Origin of the sequence: Agrococcus sp. ARC_14 (genome assembly GCF_022436485.1) — a bacterium.
In the GTDB taxonomy this organism is placed as follows: Bacteria; Actinomycetota; Actinomycetes; order Actinomycetales; family Microbacteriaceae; genus Agrococcus.
On the sequence record NZ_JAKUDO010000003.1, the window covers coordinates 111,639 to 129,902 of the forward strand.

The window sequence follows — 18,264 nt, forward strand, 5'->3', positions numbered from 1 at the left end:
TGCGGATCAGCCCTGCGCTGCGGCCTCAGCCAGCTGCGGCACGAGCTGGTCGAGCACGACCGGGATGCTCAGCACGCTCGAGGCGCCCCAGGCGCCGGCCAGCTCGGAGTCGGGATCGATGAAGACCGCGCGGCCCTCCTGCACGACGGCGAGCGACGACAGCAGCGGATCCTGCTGGGTCTCCTCGAGCGTAAACCCGATCGGCAGGATGACGGCCGTGTCGGCGTCGAAGGCCGCGACGTTCTCCGCCGAGGCGTTGGCGAAGAAGCCTGCGGGCTCGAGGTCGGCGATCGGCGGGTTGTTCACGAAGCCGAGCTGGCCCAGCAGGTCGAAGCGGCCGTCGCCGGGCAGGTAGGCGCCGTAGGCGTCGCCGAACTTGGTGACGGATGCGGTGGTGAGCCCCTCGAACTCGGGGTGCGCCGCGGCCGCCTCGGCGATCTGCCCCTCGATGTCGGCGATGAGCGCCTGCGCCTCGTCTGGCTTGCCGACGGCCTCGCCGACGAGCGTGAGCTGATCGGTCCACTCGGTCGCGTAGGCGCCAGTGCCCTCCGGGCCGTAGATCGTCGGCGCGATCTCGGTCAGCCGGTCGAACTCGCCCTCGTCGTTGCCCGAGCGGGTGTTGAGGATCAGGTCGGGGTCGAGGCCCAGGATCTGCTCGTAGTTGAGCGACTCGTCGCCGCGCTCGATGAGCACGGGCTCGGCGTCGCCGAACAGCTCGGCCGCCCACGGCCCGACGCCGTGGGTCTCGGCACCGAAGCCCTGCCAGTCGAAGACCGCGACGGGCGTGATGCCGAGCGCAAGCGCCATCTCGGCGTCCGACCAGCCGAGCGCGACGACGGTGAGCTCGCCGTCCTCAGGCTGCGGCACCTCGATGGCGCCGAACATCGTCTCGACCGTGCCGAGCGGGCCGTCGCCCTGCGCGGGCTGCTCGGTGGCCGCCGGGTCGGGGGTGGATGCGCTGCAGCCGGCGAGCAGGCCGACGGCGAGCGCGCCCGCGAGCGCGGTGGTCGCGACACGCGAGCGACGGATGGAGTGGAACATGGTGCTTCCTTTCGATGGGTCGTTCAGTCGCCCGCGCCCTGCGGTGCTGCCGTGACGGCGCCGCTGGCGAGGGGAACGATCATGGGGGTGTGCGTCTCGGGGTCGTCGAGCACGCGGCTGCGCACACCGAAGACGCTGTGGACGCGCTCGGCGGTGATGACCTCCGCCGGGGTGCCCTGCGCGACGATCGCGCCGTCGCGCATCGCGATCAGATGGGTGGCGTAGCGCGCCGCCTGGTTGATGTCGTGCAGCACGGCAACGAGCGTGCGCCCCTCGGCGTGCAGCCGTGTGCACAACTCGAGCAGCTCGATCTGGTGCGCGATGTCGAGGAAGGTGGTGGGCTCGTCGAGCAGCACGATCGGCGTCTCCTGCGCGAGCACCATGGCGATCCACGCGCGCTGCCGCTGGCCGCCTGAGAGCTCGTCGACGCGACGCGTGGCGTAGTCCTGCGTGTTGGTGGCGCGTAGCGCAGAGCGCACCGCGCGCTCGTCCTCCTCGGACCACTGCCGCAGCAGCCCCTGATGGGGGTAGCGGCCGCGGCTGACGAGATCGACGACGGTGATCCCCTCCGGCGCCATCGCCGTCTGCGGCAGCAGCCCGATCTCGCGGGCGACCTCGCGCGTCGGACGCGAGCGGATGTCCTCGCCGTCGAGCACGATGCGGCCGGAGCTGGGCGGCAGCAGCCGGGCGAGCGCGCGCAGCAGCGTCGACTTGCCGCAGGCGTTGGGCCCGATGATCACGGTGAAGGAGCCGTCTGGGATGACGACGTCGAGCGCCTCGATCACGTGGCGCTCCCCGTAGCCGATCGATGCGGCCTCCGCCCCGAGGCGTGCGTCCGTTCCGGTCATCGCTGCTCCTTCATGCCGCGCGAGAGCAGCCAGACGAGGTACGCGCCGCCGAGGCACGCGGTGATCACTCCCACCGGATACTGGCTCGGGGCGATCACGCGCTGCGCGAGCACGTCGCCCGCGAGCAGCAGCACGGCGCCGATCAGGGCAGACGCCATGAGCGCCGGACCCGTGCCATCGACGATGCGCTTGGCGATCTGTGGTGCCGCGAGCGCCACGAACGTGATGGGGCCGGCGATGGCGGTGATCACCGAGACCAGCCCGACACCGACGATGATGAGCAGGATGCGCGTCGGCTCGGCCCGCACCCCGAGCATCCGTGCGTGGTCGTCGCCGAGCTCGAGCACCGTGAGCCTTCGGGAAAGCAGGATGCACACGGGAGCGAGCACCAGCAGCGCGACGATCACCGGCAGCACGTCGGGCCAGCGGGAGCCGTTGAGGGTGCCTGCGCCCCAGACCGCGGCCGTGACGGCTTCCTCGAGGCGCGCCGTCACCAGCAGGTAGGCGTTGATCGCGCTCAGCACCGCGCTCACGGCGATGCCGACCACGATCAGCCGGAAGCCCTGCACACCGCGCTTGAAGGCCAGTGCATAGACCGCCAGCGCGGTCGCGAGGCCGCCGACGAAGGCGCCGACCGAGACGGATGCGGCGCTGCCGCCGAGCACGAGGGTCACGACGAGCGCGCCCGTGTAGGCGCCGGTGGAGAAGCCGATGATGTCCGGGCTGCCGAGCGGGTTGCGCGTCGTCGACTGGAAGATCGCGCCCGAGATCGCGAGGCTCGCGCCGCCGATCACCGCGAGCACGATGCGCGGCACCCGCCACTCCTGCACGACCCGCACGGTGCTGGTCTCGCCCTGCCCGAACAGCGCCGCGAACACCTCGCCGGGTGCGATCGCGGATTCTCCGAGGGTGAGCGCGACCGCTGCGACGACGACGAGCAGCGCTGCGAGCGCGCCCCACACCATGAGCGCGCGCCGGTCGATGAGCAGGCGGATGCGCGCGGGGCCTGTGAGCACCCGCACCCGTTCGGGCCACAGCGCGATGCTCACAGCGACCGCATCCTCGAGCGGCGCACGAGCGCGATGAGCACGGGCGCGCCGACGAACGCCGTGACGACCCCGACGGGCAGCTCGCTCGGCACCAGCACGCGACCCAGGACATCCGCCAGCAGCACCAGGGTGGGGCCCGCGAGGATGCTGAAGGCGATGATCCAGCGGTGGTCGACGCCGACCGTGAAGCGGGCGACGAAGGGCACGACGAGCCCGACGAAGGTGAGCGGCCCGACTGCGGCGGTGGCCGCGCCGCACAGCAGCGTGATGGCGACGAAGCCGACACCGCGCACGAGCGAGGTGTTCGTGCCGAGCGCCCGGGCGACGTCCTCCCCCATCGTGAGGGCGTTCAGCGAGCGCGACAGCAGCAGCACCGCGACCGCGGCGAGCACGATGAGCAGCCACACCGCGTGCACGGTGTCGAGCTGGCGCCCTTGCAGCGAGCCGACCGACCAGAAGCGCACCCGGTCGAAGATCGTCGGGTTCGCGAAGGTGATGGCCTGACTGAAGCCCGAGAGCACTGCGCCGATCGCGACGCCGGCGAGCACGAGCTTGACGGGCGTGCCTGCGGCGACGCCCGTGGTGCCGATGAGGTAGACAAGCCCGGCTGCGAGGCCGGCGCCGATGACGCCCCAGACGATCTGGCCGGAGGTGATGCCCGCGCCGAAGAAGCCGGTGCCGATGACGATGGCGAAGTAGGCGCCGGCGTTGACGCCCAGCAGGCCGGGGTCGGCGAGCGGGTTGCGGGTGAGCGCCTGCATGACCACGCCCGCGAGCCCGAGTGCGAGGCCGGCGAGCACGGCGAGCATCGTGCGCGGCACGCGGTAGTCGCGCACCAGCAGGTCGTTCGTCGACGTGCCGTCTCCCGTGAGCGCCGCGATCACGACCTGCGGAGAGAGAGCGCCAGAGCCGACGAAGAGGCTGAGCGCCGCAGCGCCCGCGAGCAGCACCAGGCAGCCCGCGATCACGAGCAGCCGCAGGACGGCACGACGAGGGCCGGGGAGGGGCGCTGCGGCACCCGCATCGGGTCGTGCGGTCGTGATCTCAGACACGGGTGCTCCACGGTCGTGCGTCTCCGGAGGCGCCGAAGTAAGGCAAGCCTAACCCGTCGGCGACGCGGCCGCGCGCCTGCGTCGTCTACTGCCGGGCGAGGCGAAGTCTCCTTGTGCGCATTGCGTGCAGCGAGTAGGTGATCCCGAAGCACAGCGCAGCAGCAGCGACCAGCGCGAACACTGCGGACTCCACGACATCCTCCTCTGCGCCGTCGGTGGGCGGGGCATGCACGATGAGCGGCAGCACAACGGCAGTCCCCACCGCCAGCCAGCAGATGATGAGCGACACTCGATGCGTGCACTGCGCTGTCTCGCGGGTGCGTTCCCTTCGAACGAGAGCTGCGCTCTGCACGAGCAGCACCAGGAGGATCAGCGCAGCTGCTGCACCGTAGACCCAGAAGCTCATGCGCGCGCCGGCTCGAGCACGGCGGTGCGCTGGCGAGCTTGCATGTTCTCCATCTTCGCAACCGCCGCCCGCGAGCGCTCGCGAATCGCTGCGCGCAGCGAGGCAGCTCTCCACCCAGCGATCCCTGCCCGGGCTACGCTGACGGCATGACCGTCCACGAGCGCGCCACGATCATCCCGCTGCCCGACCGGGCGCCGCACCTGCCGAAGTCGGCGCTCGTGATGCCGGGCGCCGTCATCACCGGGGCCGTGTCCCTCGGCGAGCGAGTGAGCATCTGGCCGGGCGCGAGCCTGCGTGCCGAGGAGGAGAGCATCCTCATCGGCGAGGACTCCAACGTGCAGGACTCCAGCTCGCTGCACGTCGACCACGGCTCGCCGCTGACGATCGGGGCGCGCGTCTCGATCGGCCACAACGCCGTCGTGCACGGCTGCACCGTCGAGGACGACGTGCTCATCGGCATGCACGCGACCGTCATGAACGGCGCCGTCATCGGTGCGGGCTCGATCATCGCCGCCGGCGCGCTCGTCACCGAGGGCACCGTCATCCCCGAGCGCTCGCTCGTCGCCGGCGTGCCCGGCAAGGTGCGCCGCGAGACGACCGAGGATGAGCTGCACGGCATCGCGCGCAACGCCGAGACCTACGCCAAGCGCATCCAGGTCTACATCGAGGCGATCGGGCACTGACCCCGGCGAGTCAGCCTGCCTCCACCGACCGCGGCGCGGCCGGCAGCCGCACGTCGACGCGCAGCCCACCGGCGCGACGCGCGCTGAGTGCGAGGGTTCCTTCGTGCGCCTGCACGATGCTCTCGACGATCGCAAGGCCGAGCCCGACGCCCGCATGGTCGCTCCGCACGCGACTGGCGCCCCGCCGAAATGGCTCGGTCAGGGTCGGGATGAGCTGCGGGTCGAGCACCTCGCCTGTGCTCTCGACCAGCAGCGTGACGTGCCCCTCTGCGGCGGCGGTGCGTACCAGCACGCTGCCCTCGGCAGGCAGGTTGTGCACGATGGCGTTGTGCAGCAGGTTCGTCGCCAGCTGCTGCAGCAGCGCTGCCGAGCCGAGCACGAAGGCCGCGTCGCCGTCGACATCGATGCGCACACCCTGCCGTTCGGCGATCGGCAGCAGCACCTCCGCCGCCTCCTCCGCCATGAGCGAGAGGTCGACGCGCTCTCGCTCGAACGACCGCTGATCGGCTCGGCTGAGGGCGAGCAGTGCCTCGGTGAGGTCGATCGTGCGTGCGTTGACGACCCGGAGACGCTGCAGCAGCTCGGCATGGTCATGGCCCGGATCCATGCGCGCGACATCCAGCAGCGTCTGGGTCACCGCGAGCGGCGTGCGCAGCTCGTGCGAGGCGTTGGCAGCGAAGCGCTGCTGCTGCGAGACCTGCGCCTCGAGCCGCGCCAGCATGCCGTCGAAGCTGTCGGCCAGCTCGCGGAACTCGTCCTGGCTGCCATCCATGCGGATGCGGTGCGAGAGCGACCCCGTCGCCGCCGTCCGCGTGGCAGCTGCGATCTGCGTCAGCGGCGCGAGCATCCGGCCCGCCAGGAACCAGCCGCCCGCCAGCCCCAGCACGAGCAGGAACGCGAGCGCCGACAGCGCGGCGGGCAGGAACGCTCGGATGAGGTCATCGCGGCCGGGGAAGAACGGCCCGTCGGAGGCGAAGGCGCGCTGCGGCACGTAGCGCAGAAGGAAGACCCACACGACGGCGAGCAGCAGTCCGCCGGCGATCATGAGGAAGCTCGCATAGCTGAGCGTCAGCTTGAGGCGCACGCTCCAGCCGGCCCGTCTAGGCATGCGCAGCATCCCCGTCCCCCGCCGCGCCGGTCGCCGCATCCGCCGCCCCCGTGTCGATGCGGTAGCCAGCGCCCGGCACCGTGGCGATGATCCAGGGCTCGCCCAGGCGCTTGCGGAGCGTGGAGACGGTGATCCGGACGGCGTTCGTGAAGGGGTCGGCGTGCTCGTCCCACGCGCGCTCGAGCAGCGCCTCGGCGCTGATGACGCCGCCCTCCGCGGACATCAGCACCTCGAGCACGGCGAACTGCTTGCGCGTCAGCGCGACGAATCGGCCGTCGCGGAACACCTCACGTCGGAACGGGTCGAGGCGCAGCCCCGCGAGCTCCCGCACCGGCGGGCGGCTCACCGCCCGCCTTCGGTCGAGCGCGCGCAGCCGCAGCACGAGCTCGCGCAGCTCGAACGGCTTGGTGAGGTAGTCGTCGGCGCCGAGCTCGAAGCCGGATGCCTTGTCGTCGAGCCGATCCGCCGCGGTCAGCATGAGGATGGGCATGCCCCTGCCGGAGGCGACGATGTGGGCGGCTATCTCGTCGCCGGAGGGCCCGGGGATGTCCCGATCGAGCACGGCGATGTCGTACTCGTTGATGCTCAGCAGCTCGAGCGCGGTGTCGCCGTCGCCGGCGAGGTCGGCGGCGATCGCCTCGAGCCGCAGCCCATCCCGGATCGCCTCCGCCATGTATGGCTCATCCTCGACGACCAGCACCCGCATGCGCCCATGCTAGGAGCGCGCACCTATCGTCGGCGTATCGAGAACCGCATACGGGCGTGCAACACCCGAGCGCGTTGGCTGGCATGCATGCACAGCACATCTGCTCGAACCGGGCGCGGCCGAGTGCTCGCGGGTCTCGCCGTGGTCGCCGTCGCCGCCGCAGCACTGGTGGCGACCTTCTCCGGACCGTGGCTGACCGCGACGGCGCACGGCGATCCGCTCGACGGCACCGGCGGCGCGCTGACCGCCGCCGACGGCACCCTGCCAGCGGGCACCGGCGCCTTCGACGACGAGCTGCCCGGCATCGCGAACCTCGACGCGGCGCTGCTGCGGGCGATCCAGGCGGCGACGATGGATGCCGAGGCCGTTGGCGTCGAGCTCACGGTCAACAGCGGCTGGCGCTCTGCCGACTATCAGCAGCAGCTGCTGGTCGATGCGGTGGCCGAGCACGGCTCGATCGACGAGGCCTCCCGTTGGGTCGCCACGCCGGAGTCGTCTGCCCACGTCTCCGGCGACGCCGTCGATGTCGGCCCGCCCGCGGCCGCTGGTTGGCTCGCCGAGCACGGCGGCGTGCACGGTCTCTGCCGCACGTACGACAACGAGCCCTGGCACTTCGAGCTGCTGCCGGCGGCTGTCGATGATGGCTGCCCGCTCCCCTACGCCGATCCCACCGTCGACCCGAGGCTGCGGTGAGCGCCGTCGCCGCGCCCGCCAGGGTGCAGCCGCCGACACTCGAGACCATCGCGTCGGGCATCGCGGCGAACGTGGGCGTCGCCCGAGCCCGCACGCGTGCTCGCATCATGGCGGTCGTCAAGGCCGACGGCTACGGGCACGGCGCGGTCGCGGTCGCGCACGCCGCGGTCGCCGCGGGGGCCGCCTGGCTCGGCACCACCTCGATGACGGATGCGCTGCAACTGCGCCGTGCCGGCATCACGGTGCCGATCCTGACGTGGCTGCACGCTGACGGCATGGACGGCTCCGCGGCCGCCGCCGAGCGCATCGACGTGGCGGTCGGCTCCGTCGAGGCGCTCGAGGCGCTGCTCGCGCATCGCGCCCGCGGGCTGCGCGTGCACCTGCACCTCGACACCGGCATGGCGAGGGAGGGATGCGCGGAGCCCGCGTGGGCCGAGCTGCTGCTGCGCGCTCAGCGGGCTCAGGCGGGCGGCCGACTGCGCGTGACCGGCCTGATGGGACACCTCGCGAAGGCCGACCGCGCGGAGCCGGCGGCGAACGCCGCGGCGGTGCAGCGGATGCGGCGGGCCAGGCTCGAGCTGCTCGAGGCGGGCCTCGGCGACCCGATCACGCACCTGGCGGCGACCGCTGCTGCGCTGAGCGACCCCGCCACGCACTTCGACATGGTGCGCTTCGGCGCCGGGCTGGTCGGCATCGACCCGTCGGGCACCACCGCGCTGCACGGCGCATCGCGGCTCACCGCGCCCATCGTGCACAGCGCGCTCGTCGCCGCGGACACACCGGTCGGCTACGGCGGCAGCACCGTGACCCGCACCGCCACCCATCTGAGCGTCGTGCCGCTCGGCTATGCCGACGGCATCCCCCGCACGCTGCACGCGGCCGCGTCGGTCGAGGTCCGCGGCCTGCGCTGCCCGATCGTCGGGCGCGTCTCGATGGATCAGATCGTGATCGACACGGGAGGCGAGCGGATGCCGCTCGGCACCCTCGCCACCGTGTTCGGGCCCGACGACCCGGCCCCCAGCATCCATGAATGGGCCGACTGGGCCGGCACCATCCCCCACACCGTCGTCACCGGCATCGGGCCGCGCGTCAGGAGGACCACCGCATGACCACCCCCACCCAGATCCTGGTGATCGGCGGCGGGCAGAGCGCCGAGCACGAGGTCTCGCTCGAGAGCGCCGCCTCGGTCGAGGCCGCACTACGCCGCCGCGGCTACGCGGTCGAGTCCATCACCATCGGCCGCGACGGGCGCTGGCAGCGCGGCGACGCGGAGCGCGATGACACCGCGCCCGGCGGTCGCGTGGTCGACACGCTCGCCGCGGCGCTGCCGGCGATCGCGCGCGCCGATGTCGTGTTCCCGGCGGTGCACGGCGCCCTCGGCGAGGACGGCACACTGGCTGCGCTCTGCGCGCTGGCGCACACGCCGATCGTGGGCTCCGGGGTGCGCGCGGGCGCCATCGGCATGGACAAGTGGGCGACCAAGCTGGTCGCCGAGGCGGTCGGGATCCGAACCGCGCCCGGGCGGCTGGTGCATGCGCGAGCGCTCGCGGCGGTCGCCTTCGACGGCGACGCGGTCGTCAAGCCGGTCGGCGGCGGCTCCAGCCACGGCGTCGCGCTGGTGCGCGATGCGATCGGGCTCGATGCCGCGCTGCGCGCTGCGGCGCTGCACGACGACCGGATCCTGCTCGAGCAGCCCGTCGTCGGGCGCGAGATCGACGTCGCGGTGCTGCGCGAGGCCGACGGCAGCCGATGGGCGGCACCGCCGCTCGAGATCCACGCGGATGGGCTCTTCGACACGGCGACGAAGTACGACGGCTCCGCCAGGTTCAGCGTGCCGGCGGTCGTCAGCGAGACGGAGCGCGCCGCCGTCACCGAGGCCGCACTGCGGATGTTCGACGCGCTCGACTGCGCAGGCGTCGCTCGCGTCGACTTCTTCCTCACCGACGACGGGCCGGTGCTCAACGAGATCAACACGATGCCCGGCATGACCGCGGCATCGCAGGTGCCGAGGATGTTCGCCGCGGCGGGCGTGCCCTACGACGAGCTGCTGGCCCGACTGGTCGACGCCGCCGCGGTGCCCGTGCGCGATCGCCGCTGCGCGCCGGCGACGCCCACCCCTGGCGGGGCAGGGTGACGGATGCGTAGGCTCGGCCCCACCGGGAGGAGACCGACATGGCGATCGAACGGACAGGCACCGTCACCGAGCACGGCGAGACGTGCGAGCTGACCCTGGAGCGCAGCGTGCAGGCGGACGCGATCGCCGTCTGGCCGTTCCTGTCGGAGTCTCGCGAGCTCGGCATCTGGTTCGCCACCTATGTGGGCGACCCGGACTCCGGCGAGGTCGTGCTGGCCATGACCGCCGAGGAGGGCGACGCGACGAGCGCCGTCGAGATCCTCGACTGCACCGCCCCGGAGCACCTGGTGGTGCAGACGACGGATGAGTCGGGCAGCTGGAGCCTCGAGGTCGAGCTGGTGGACGGCGGGCAGGAGCCCGGCACCGGCTCGCTCATCCGCTTCACGCAGCACGAGCTGCCGCTGGCCATGCTCCCCGATGTCGCGGCGGGCTGGGAGTGGTACCTCGACCGGCTGGTGGCCGCGATCGCCGGGCAGCCGATGCCCATGTGGGGCGAGTACTACCCGGCGCTGCGCGACGCCTACGCCGGCTGAGCAGCTGCCGCAGGTCGAGGAGGCCGCAGGTCGCAGACCTGCAGCCGTCACGAGACCGCAGGCGCCAGCGAACCGGTCTCGTGACGCGTGCGTGCTCCGCACGCGCGCTCCTCGACCTGCGAAGTCACCCCATCAGCGCGAGCGCACCGCCGCCTCCGCCATCTGCACCACGTTGTCGAGCAGCATCACGCGGGTCATCGGGCCGACGCCGCCGGGCACCGGCGACACCCACGCTGCGACCTCCTTGACGCCCGGGTCGACATCGCCCAGCAGCTTCACCTTGCCGGTCTCGGCGGAGAGCCCGCGCGTGATGCCCACGTCGAGCACCGCGGCACCGGGCTTGACCCAGTCGGGCTTGATGAGCCCCGGCACGCCGACGGCCGCGACCACGATGTCGGCCTCGCGCACCTGCGCCGCGAGATCCGGCGTGCGCGAGTGGCAGAGGGTGACGGTCGCGTCGATGCCCTTGCGGGTCAGCAGCAGGCCGAGCGGCCGACCGACCGTGAGCCCGCGGCCGACGACCGCGACCATCGCTCCGGCGATCGGGATGTCGTGCCGGCGCAGCATCTGCACGATGCCGGCCGGTGTGCAGGGCAGCGGCGAGTCGATGGGGCCGTCGACGCCCAGCACGAGCCTGCCGAGGTTGGTCGGGTGCAGGCCGTCGGCATCCTTGTCGGGATCCATCAGCTCGAGCATCGCGTGCTCGTCGTGCCCGGGCGGCAGCGGCAGCTGGATGATGTAGCCCGTCACCTCGCGCGCCGAGTTGAGATCCTCGATCGCCTTCCGCACGTCGGCGGTCGAGGCGTTCGAGGGCAGGTCGACGCGGATCGAGGTGATGCCCACCTCTGCGCAGTCGCGGTGCTTGCCCTTGACGTAGGACTGGCTCGCGGGGTCGTCGCCCACCAGCAGCGTGCCGAGGCCGGGCGTCACGCCCTCGCCCCTGAGCGCATCCACCCGCTCCTTGAGCTCCAGCTTGATGGCGGCGGCCGTGGCGTTGCCGTCGAGGAGCCGCGCCGTCATCGGTCGGCGCCGCCCGCGTCGACGCTGGAGCCGAGCTCGTGCACCGACACCGGCTGACCGGAGGGGCCCACGCCCGGGTAGAGCGGGAACGCCTCGGCGAGCTTCGCCACCCGGGCGCGCAGCGCATCCGTGTCTGCGCCCGGCAGCAGCGCGAGCGCGATCACGTCGGCGACCTCGGTGAACTCCTCGTCGCCGAAGCCGCGGGTCGCGAGCGCCGGCGTGCCGATACGGAGGCCGCTCGTGACCATCGGCGGGCGCGGGTCGTTGGGCACCGCGTTGCGGTTGACCGTGATGCGGATCTCGTGCAGGAGATCCTCGGCCTGCTTGCCGTCGACGGCGGCGTCGCGCAGGTCGACGAGCACGAGGTGCACGTCGGTGCCGTTGGAGCGCACCGTGATGCCCGCATCCGCCACGTCCTGCTGCATGAGGCGCTCGGCGAGGATGTGCGCGCCGCGCAGCGTGCGCTCCTGGCGCTCCTTGAACTCCTCGGTGCCGGCGAGCTTGAACGCGGTGGCCTTCGCGGCGATCACGTGCATGAGCGGGCCGCCCTGCTGGCCCGGGAAGACCGCCGAGTTGAGCTTCTTGGCGATGTCGGCGTCGTTCGTCAGGATGAAGCCCGAGCGAGGCCCGCCGATGGTCTTGTGCACGGTGGAGGAGACGACGTGCGCGTGCGGCACCGGGCTCGGGTGCAGGCCCGCCGCCACGAGGCCGGCGAAGTGCGCCATGTCGACCCACAGCAGCGCGCCGACCTCGTCGGCGATCGCGCGGAAGGCGGCGAAGTCGAGCTGGCGCGGGTAGGCCGACCAGCCGGCGATGATCACCTTGGGCTTGTGCTCGATGGCGAGGCGGCGCACCTCGTCCATGTCGACGCGGCTGGACTCCTCGTCGACGCCGTAGGCGACGATGTCGTAGAGCCGGCCGGAGAAGTTGATCTTCATGCCGTGCGTGAGGTGGCCGCCGTGGTCGAGCGAGAGGCCGAGGATCGTGTCGCCGGGGCGCGCGATGGCGTGCAGCACGGCGGCGTTGGCGGTGGCGCCCGAGTGGGGCTGCACGTTGGCGAACTCGGCGCCGAAGAGCGCCTTGGCGCGCTCGATCGCGAGGGTCTCGGCGATGTCGACGAACTCGCAGCCGCCGTAGTAGCGGCGGCCGGGGTAGCCCTCGGCGTACTTGTTCGTCAGCACGCTGCCGGCTGCCTCGAGCACGGCGACGGGCACGAAGTTCTCGCTCGCGATCATCTCGAGGTAGTCGCGCTGGCGGTCGAGCTCCAGCTGCAGGGCCTCGGCGATCTCGGGATCGACCTCGGCGAGGGGCGAGTTGAACGTGCTGGGCAGGCGGTCGGTCACGGGTGCTCCTTCGCTGGTGCGCTGGCGCGCGTCACTGGATGGGTGTGCCCAGGCGCGCGGCGGGTGCTGGCCGCTCCCCGGTGGTGCTCCACCTGTGCGCCAGTCACGGCCGCTGCCATCGTATCCCGGGCGCGATGGCGGATGCGGATGGGTGCTTGGATCGGTGCATGCCCGATGACGACCGCACCCGCTCCCTGCTCCTCGGCGCGCTCGACCGGCAGCGTCGACACGTGCTGCAGGCGCTCGACGGCCTCAGCGACGCGCAGCTGCGCGCGGCGCCGCTGCCCTCCGGCTGGTCGCTGCTCGGGCTCGTCCGCCACCTCACGCTCGGGCTCGAGCGCTACTGGTTCCACACCGTGATGGCGGGCGAGCCGCTCGACTACTGGCCGGCCGACGATCCGGCGGCAGACGGCGGCAGGCCCGCCGACTGGCGGGTCGGGGCGGATGCATCCACCGCGGCCGTGATGCAGGAGTACCGGGACGCGATCGCGCACTCCGACGAGATCCTCGCCGGCCTGCAGCTCGATGCCGCGCCGCGCCGCCCGGAGGAGGACTGGCCGGCGGGCGTCTTCGCGGATCTCGAGGCGGTGCTGGTGCACGTCATCCTCGACGCCGCGACGCACGCCGGGCATCTCGACGCGGCGCGCGAGCTGATCGACGGGCGCCAGCACCTGGTGCTCTGAGCCGGGCGCAGACGAGTCGCCCCCGCACCCGAGCGCACCGCACCGCACCGCACCGGACCGCACCGGAACTAACCGCATCCCCCGCCGGCCCGACCCGGCCCATCCCGGCGACCCTTTCTACCGAACTGGACCCGGTGCACCAGGTCCAGTTCGGTGGAACGGGTCCGCGAAGCGGCACGCACGGCGGAACGGGTCCGCGAAGGGGCACGACACAGCGGAGCAGGTCCGCGAAGGGGCACGGCACAGCGGAACAGACCTGCGCACCAGCACGCACGGCGGCAGCGGCCCGCGGATCGAGCCGCCACGCCCGCACGAGCCGACGCGGCGCCTGCACCGGCCGCGGGACTTGCTAGATCAGCGCGTCCGTCAGCTGGTTCGGCGTGCCGAAGCGGTGCGCCGTGATCGCGACCGCCTGCTCGCGCAGGAACGGCAGCATCTCGACACGGCCGGCCTCGGTGATCGCGTGCGACACGATCGCCAGGTCGGGGCGGCCGTCGACCGCCTCCGCCAGCGCACGCACGCCCTCGGCGACGGCCTCCTCGGCGGCGAGGTAGCGGATGCGTCCCAGCGCGAGGCGCGCGGCCGCGGCCCGGAACGCGGCGTCGCCCTGCACCTCCACCGGCACGCCCGCGGCCGCGAGCGCAGCGCGCACGGCGGGTGCGGGCTCGATCGCGGTCGACACGCGCACCGAGGCGCCTGCCCGCAGCGCGGCGGCGACCGCGCGGGCCAGCTGCACGATGCGACCACCCTCCGCGAGCCGGATCACGACGCCCGGCATCGGCAGATGCCGCAGGATGTCGCGCTCGGCCAGCAGCTGCTGCACGTCGCGCGCGACGCCCAGCTCGGTTGCCCAGACGTGCTGGTCGGAGCCGGCCGCGCGACGCAGCGCGACGGCCTCGCTCGCCGTGACCGACGCATCCGCCGACTTCGCCAGCACCGAGACGGCGTCGACGAGCACCTGCACCGACGGCAGCGCGATCGGGGCGAGCTCTCGCGCCTCGGCCGTGCGCCAGTCGACCAGCGGCATGAGGTAGCTCGGGCCGCCCGCCTTCGTGGTGGGGCCGACGACCGAGCGCTTCCAGCCACCGAAGGGCTGGCGCTGCACGATGGCGCCGGTGATGCCGCGGTTGACGTAGAGGTTGCCGGCCTCGATCGTGTCGAGCCAGGTGCCGATCTCTGCCGGGTCGAGCGAGTGGATGCCCGAGGTGAGGCCGTAGTCGACCTCGTTCACGAGCGCGATGGCCTCCTCGAGGGTGTCGACCCGCATGATGCCGAGGATCGGCCCGAAGTACTCGGTCAGGTGGAACTCGCTGCCGCGCTGCACGCCGGCGCGCAGGCCGGGGCTCCACAGCTTGCCCTCGTCGTCGAGCTGCTTGGGCTCCACGACCCACTGCTCCCCCGCGCCGAGCCTGGTGAGGCCGTCGAGCAGCTTGCCCTCCGCGGGCGCGACGACCGGGCCCATCTGGCTCGTGGCATCCCACGGGTAGCCCACCTCGAGCGAGCGCACGCCGTCGACGAGCTGGTTGTGGAGGCGCTTCGAGCTGCCGGCCTGGCCGACCAGGATCGCGAGCGACGCCGCAGAGCACTTCTGGCCAGCGTGGCCGAAGGCGCTCGCCACGATGTCCTTCGCGGCAAGGTCGAAGTCGGCGCTGGGCGTCACGATGATGGCGTTCTTGCCGCTCGTCTCGGCCAGCAGGCTGAGGTCGGGGCGGATGCGCCGGAAGGCCTGGGCGGTCTCGAAGCCGCCGGTGAGGATGACGCGATCGATGCGCTGGTCGCCGATCAGCTGGTCGCCGAGCGAGCGCTCGCCCAGCTGCACGAGCTGCAGCACGTCCTTCGGCACGCCGGCGGCCCAGAGCGCCTCGACCATCGTGGCGCCGGTGCGCGCGGTGGCGCGGGCGGGCTTGATGATGACGGATGCGCCGGAGGCGAGGGCTGCGAGGGTCGAGCCTGCCGGGATGGCGATCGGGAAGTTCCACGGAGGCGTCACCGCGATCAGTCGCGAGGGCACCGCAGTGGCGCCGTCGACCTGCTCGAGGTCGCGAGCGCGCTCTGCGTAGTAGTGGGCGAAGTCGATCGCCTCGGAGACCTCGGGGTCGGATTGGTCGAGGGTCTTGCCCGCCTCGCTCGCGGCGACCTCCATGAGCTCGGCGCGTCGCACCTCGAGCTCGTGCCCGACGCGGTGCAGGATCTCGGCGCGCGCGTCGCCCGAGAGACTGCGCCACGACTCGTTGGCGGCGATGCCGGTCTCGATGACTGCGTCGAGCGCCGCAGCGTCGCGGAGCGTGGCCGCCTCGACGGCGTCGACGCCGAGGCGCGATGCCTTCGAGCGCTCGCGGATGCCCGCGGCCCAGGCCTGGTTGGCGGGCAGCGAGGGGTCGGTGTCGGGGGCGTTGCGGAAGCCGTCGTCCGTGACGGGTGTGACCGCATCCGCCCGGTTCTGCACCCGGTGCGTGCCGGGCGCCTCCGCGGCGAGGCCGTCGAGCGAGGCGAGGAAGCGATCGTGCTCGCGATCGAAGAGCGGCTGCGAGCTGGCGAGCTCGAAGACGGCCGACATGAAGTTCTCGCGACTGGCGCCCTCCTCGAGGCGGCGGATCAGGTACGCGATCGCCACGTCGAACTCGGCGGGGTGCACGACCGGCGTGTAGAGCAGCAGGCCGCCGACGTCGCGGCGCACGACCTCTGCCTGGCCCTGCGCCATGCCCAGCAGCATCTCGAACTCGAGGCCGGTGGTGATGCCGCGCTGCTTGCCCAGCAGCCACGCGAAGGCGACGTCGAAGAGGTTGTGACCTGCGACGCCGAGCTCGACGTTGCCGATGCGCTCGGGGGTGAGCGCCCAGGTGAGCACGCGCTTGTAGTGGGTGTCGCTGTCCTGCTTCGTGTGCCAGGTGGCGAGCGGCCAGTCATGGATCGACGCCTCGACGCGCTCCATCGGCAGGTTCGCGCCCTTCACGAGGCGCACCTTCACGCTCGCACCGCCCTTGGCACGGCGCTCGGCAGCCCAGGCCTGCAGCCGCTGCATCGCCGGCAGCGCGTCCGGCAGGTAGGCCTGCAGCACGATGCCGCCGCGGTACTGCTCGAGGCCGGGCGTCTCCAGGATCCGCGTGAAGACCGCCATGGTCATCTCGAGATCCTTGTACTCCTCCATGTCGAGGTTGATGAAGGTGTTCGTCTCGGCCGCGCGCCGGTAGAGCGGCAGCAGCCGCTCGATCACGTGCCCGACCGCGGCGTCGAAGGCCCACGCCTGGTGGGGAGCCGTGGTGGCGGAGACCTTGATCGAAACGTAGTCGACGTCGTCGCGCTCGATGAGCGCCATGGTGCCGTCGAGGCGGCGCTTGGCCTCGCGATCGCCCAGCACGGCCTCGCCGAGCAGGTTGACGTTCAGCCGTGCCCCGGTGGCGCGGATGCGCTTGATCGCGGCACCCAGTCGGGCGTCGGTCGCGTCGATGATGAGGTGCCCGACCATCTCGCGCAGCACCCGGCGCGCGATCGGCACGACGATCTGCGGGGCGAGCGGGGCGACGCCGCCGCCGAGCTTGAGCGCCTGGCGCATCGGCCAGGGCAGGAACGAGGGCGCGTCGCCGGCGATGGAGCGCAGCGTGCGGGCGGCCACGTGCACGTCCTCAGGGCGCACGACGCCGTCGACGAACGACACTGCGAAGTCGAGGCCCTTGGGGTCGCGCAGCACACCGGCGAGCTGCTCGGCGCTGGAGTCGGAGGGGATCTGCTCCGCCTGCTCGAGCCAGGTGCGCACCTGCTCGACGATCTGCGGCGCGAGCGCCTGCAGCTCCTGGAGCTCGGCCTGCGAGACCTCGGCGGCGCTGTCCTGCTGCGCGTGCTTCGGCTCGACGTGCTTCTCGGTGGCGGCTGCGCCCATGCGGCTGCCCTCTCTCGCTGGTGCGCCCTCGGAGAGGTGCACGGGTGTCCGGTCGCGGTGGTGTCCGGGTCGCGCTGACATGCGCGTCGCGGCCAGTCTGCCGCTCCGCATCGTTCAGGTACAGTGACGGTTGGCGATGATTTTGCATCGCTTTGACTGATGCTTTGAGGGAGGTCGCCCGTGCTCGACGTCCGCCGCCTGCGACTGCTCCGCGAGCTGCGCCTGCGCGGCACGATCGCAGCCGTCGCAGCCGCGCTCGCCTACGCGCCGAGCGCCGTCTCGCAGCAGCTCACGGCGCTCGAGCGCGAGGTGGGCGTGCCGCTCACCCGCAAGCAGGGCCGCCGCCTCGCCCTCACCCCGCAGGGTGAGCTGCTCGCCCAGCACGCGGAGCACATCCTCGCCCAGCTCGAGACGGCTGAGCGCGCCGTCGCGGCATCCCTCGACCGGCCGATCGGCACCGTGCGCGTCGCCGTCTTCCAGTCCGCTGCCCTCTCGCTCGTGCCCGCGATGCTGCGCATCCTCGCCGACACCGCGCCCGAGGTGCGCGTCGAGATGGTGCAGCGCGAGCCCGAGACGGCGCTCTATGACACCCACGTGGGCGACTTCGATCTCGTCGTCGCCGAGCAGTACCCGGGGCACGCGGCGCCGCAGCATCTGGGGCTCGACCGCGAGGTGCTCATGACGGATGCGCTGCGGCTCGCGGTGCCGCCCGGCAGCGAGATCGGGTCGCTGACCGACGCCGCGGCGCACCCGTGGGTGATGGAGCCGCAGGGCGCGGCGTCGCGGCACTTCGGCGAGCAGCAGTGCAGGGTGGCGGGCTTCGAGCCCGATGTGCGATTCGCGACCGCCGACCTGCAGGCGCAGATGCGGCTCATCGAGACCGGCCACGCGGTCGGCATCATGAACGACCTCACCTGGGTCGACACGGAGGTGCGCTTCCGGGCGCTGCCGCTGCCCGGGGCACCCCGGCGCGAGGTGTTCACCGCGGCCCGCGCCGCCTCGAGCGGCTCCCCGGCCATCGCCGCCGTACGCGAGGCGCTGCGTGGGGCGGTACCCGCCGTGGTCTCCGGCGGGTAGCGAGACGCGCG

Annotated in this window: 17 protein-coding genes and 1 riboswitch; of the genes, 7 read left to right on the forward strand and 10 right to left on the reverse strand. The window is 72.6% G+C overall.

Annotated features, from left to right (window positions below; translation table 11 throughout):
* Window positions 1-6: 6 nt before the first annotated feature.
* The 5 genes from MKD51_RS15820 to MKD51_RS15840 form a co-directional block, all read right to left on the reverse strand.
* Window positions 7-1,041, reverse strand: coding sequence for an iron-siderophore ABC transporter substrate-binding protein (locus tag MKD51_RS15820; protein ID WP_240241450.1), 1,035 nt, complete (start codon window positions 1,039-1,041; stop codon window positions 7-9).
* A 23-nt stretch (window positions 1,042-1,064) separates the two neighbouring features.
* The gene (locus tag MKD51_RS15825) at window positions 1,065-1,889 is read right to left on the reverse strand and encodes an ABC transporter ATP-binding protein (protein ID WP_240241451.1); all 825 of its coding nucleotides are present in this window, start codon (window positions 1,887-1,889) and stop codon (window positions 1,065-1,067) included.
* Window positions 1,886-2,938 carry an iron chelate uptake ABC transporter family permease subunit gene (locus tag MKD51_RS15830; RefSeq protein ID WP_240241452.1) on the reverse strand — a complete coding sequence of 351 codons (1,053 nt, stop codon included), beginning with the start codon at window positions 2,936-2,938 and terminating at the stop codon, window positions 1,886-1,888. The genes MKD51_RS15825 and MKD51_RS15830 overlap by 4 nt, the downstream gene beginning before the upstream one ends.
* The gene (locus MKD51_RS15835) at window positions 2,935-3,990 is read right to left on the reverse strand and encodes an iron chelate uptake ABC transporter family permease subunit (protein WP_240241453.1); all 1,056 of its coding nucleotides are present in this window, start codon (window positions 3,988-3,990) and stop codon (window positions 2,935-2,937) included. The genes MKD51_RS15830 and MKD51_RS15835 overlap by 4 nt, the downstream gene beginning before the upstream one ends.
* Window positions 3,991-4,075: 85 nt before the next feature.
* Entirely contained in the window at window positions 4,076-4,396 is a 321-nt protein-coding gene (locus MKD51_RS15840) for a hypothetical protein (RefSeq protein ID WP_240241454.1), read from the reverse strand.
* 146 nt (window positions 4,397-4,542) lie between these two features.
* Here MKD51_RS15840 and MKD51_RS15845 point away from each other — a divergent pair, with 146 nt between their 5' ends.
* Window positions 4,543-5,079 carry a gamma carbonic anhydrase family protein gene (locus MKD51_RS15845; RefSeq protein WP_240241455.1) on the forward strand — a complete coding sequence of 179 codons (537 nt, stop codon included), beginning with the start codon at window positions 4,543-4,545 and terminating at the stop codon, window positions 5,077-5,079.
* 10 nt (window positions 5,080-5,089) lie between these two features.
* On the opposite strand, the gene MKD51_RS15850 is transcribed toward MKD51_RS15845, so the two are convergent.
* Together MKD51_RS15850 and MKD51_RS15855 are read right to left on the reverse strand one after the other, a co-directional pair.
* Entirely contained in the window at window positions 5,090-6,187 is a 1,098-nt protein-coding gene (locus MKD51_RS15850; protein WP_240241456.1) for a HAMP domain-containing sensor histidine kinase, read from the reverse strand.
* On the reverse strand, window positions 6,180-6,893 hold the full coding sequence (locus MKD51_RS15855; RefSeq protein WP_240241457.1) for a response regulator transcription factor: 714 nt from the start codon (window positions 6,891-6,893) through the stop codon (window positions 6,180-6,182). The genes MKD51_RS15850 and MKD51_RS15855 overlap by 8 nt, the downstream gene beginning before the upstream one ends.
* An 87-nt stretch (window positions 6,894-6,980) precedes the next feature.
* On the opposite strand from MKD51_RS15855, the gene MKD51_RS15860 reads away from it, so the two are divergent.
* From MKD51_RS15860 to MKD51_RS15875, 4 genes are read left to right on the forward strand one after another with little or no spacing between them, the layout of a single operon-like run.
* Complete coding sequence (locus MKD51_RS15860) at window positions 6,981-7,586, forward strand: M15 family metallopeptidase (protein ID WP_240241458.1); 606 nt, start codon at window positions 6,981-6,983, stop codon at window positions 7,584-7,586.
* The gene (gene alr, locus MKD51_RS15865) at window positions 7,583-8,695 is read left to right on the forward strand and encodes an alanine racemase (protein ID WP_240241459.1); all 1,113 of its coding nucleotides are present in this window, start codon (window positions 7,583-7,585) and stop codon (window positions 8,693-8,695) included. The genes MKD51_RS15860 and alr overlap by 4 nt, the downstream gene beginning before the upstream one ends.
* Window positions 8,692-9,720, forward strand: coding sequence for a D-alanine--D-alanine ligase (locus MKD51_RS15870; RefSeq protein ID WP_240241460.1), 1,029 nt, complete (start codon window positions 8,692-8,694; stop codon window positions 9,718-9,720). Before alr ends, MKD51_RS15870 begins: the two co-directional genes overlap by 4 nt.
* A 38-nt stretch (window positions 9,721-9,758) precedes the next feature.
* Window positions 9,759-10,253: an SRPBCC domain-containing protein gene (locus MKD51_RS15875; RefSeq protein WP_240241461.1), complete on the forward strand. Its 495-nt coding sequence runs from the start codon at window positions 9,759-9,761 to the stop codon at window positions 10,251-10,253.
* Between the two features lie 132 nt (window positions 10,254-10,385).
* On the opposite strand, the gene MKD51_RS15880 is transcribed toward MKD51_RS15875, so the two are convergent.
* Window positions 10,386-11,273 (reverse strand): bifunctional methylenetetrahydrofolate dehydrogenase/methenyltetrahydrofolate cyclohydrolase, encoded by an 888-nt coding sequence (locus MKD51_RS15880; protein ID WP_240241462.1) that lies wholly within the window; start codon window positions 11,271-11,273, stop codon window positions 10,386-10,388.
* Complete coding sequence (glyA, locus tag MKD51_RS15885; protein ID WP_240241463.1) at window positions 11,270-12,616, reverse strand: serine hydroxymethyltransferase; 1,347 nt, start codon at window positions 12,614-12,616, stop codon at window positions 11,270-11,272. The genes MKD51_RS15880 and glyA overlap by 4 nt, the downstream gene beginning before the upstream one ends.
* A gap of 39 nt (window positions 12,617-12,655) precedes the next feature.
* A riboswitch (ZMP/ZTP riboswitch) is annotated at window positions 12,656-12,733 on the reverse strand.
* 50 nt (window positions 12,734-12,783) lie between these two features.
* Between glyA and MKD51_RS15890 the strand changes: the two genes are divergently transcribed.
* A complete protein-coding gene (locus tag MKD51_RS15890; protein WP_240241464.1) occupies window positions 12,784-13,299 on the forward strand; it encodes a DinB family protein in 516 nt (171 codons plus the stop codon).
* Between the two features lie 349 nt (window positions 13,300-13,648).
* On the opposite strand, the gene MKD51_RS15895 is transcribed toward MKD51_RS15890, so the two are convergent.
* On the reverse strand, window positions 13,649-17,176 hold the full coding sequence (locus tag MKD51_RS15895; protein WP_240241465.1) for a bifunctional proline dehydrogenase/L-glutamate gamma-semialdehyde dehydrogenase: 3,528 nt from the start codon (window positions 17,174-17,176) through the stop codon (window positions 13,649-13,651).
* A 180-nt stretch (window positions 17,177-17,356) separates the two neighbouring features.
* Between MKD51_RS15895 and MKD51_RS15900 the strand changes: the two genes are divergently transcribed.
* Window positions 17,357-18,253, forward strand: a complete 897-nt coding sequence (locus MKD51_RS15900; RefSeq protein WP_240241466.1) for a LysR substrate-binding domain-containing protein — start codon at window positions 17,357-17,359, stop codon at window positions 18,251-18,253.
* Window positions 18,254-18,264: the final 11 nt, after the last annotated feature.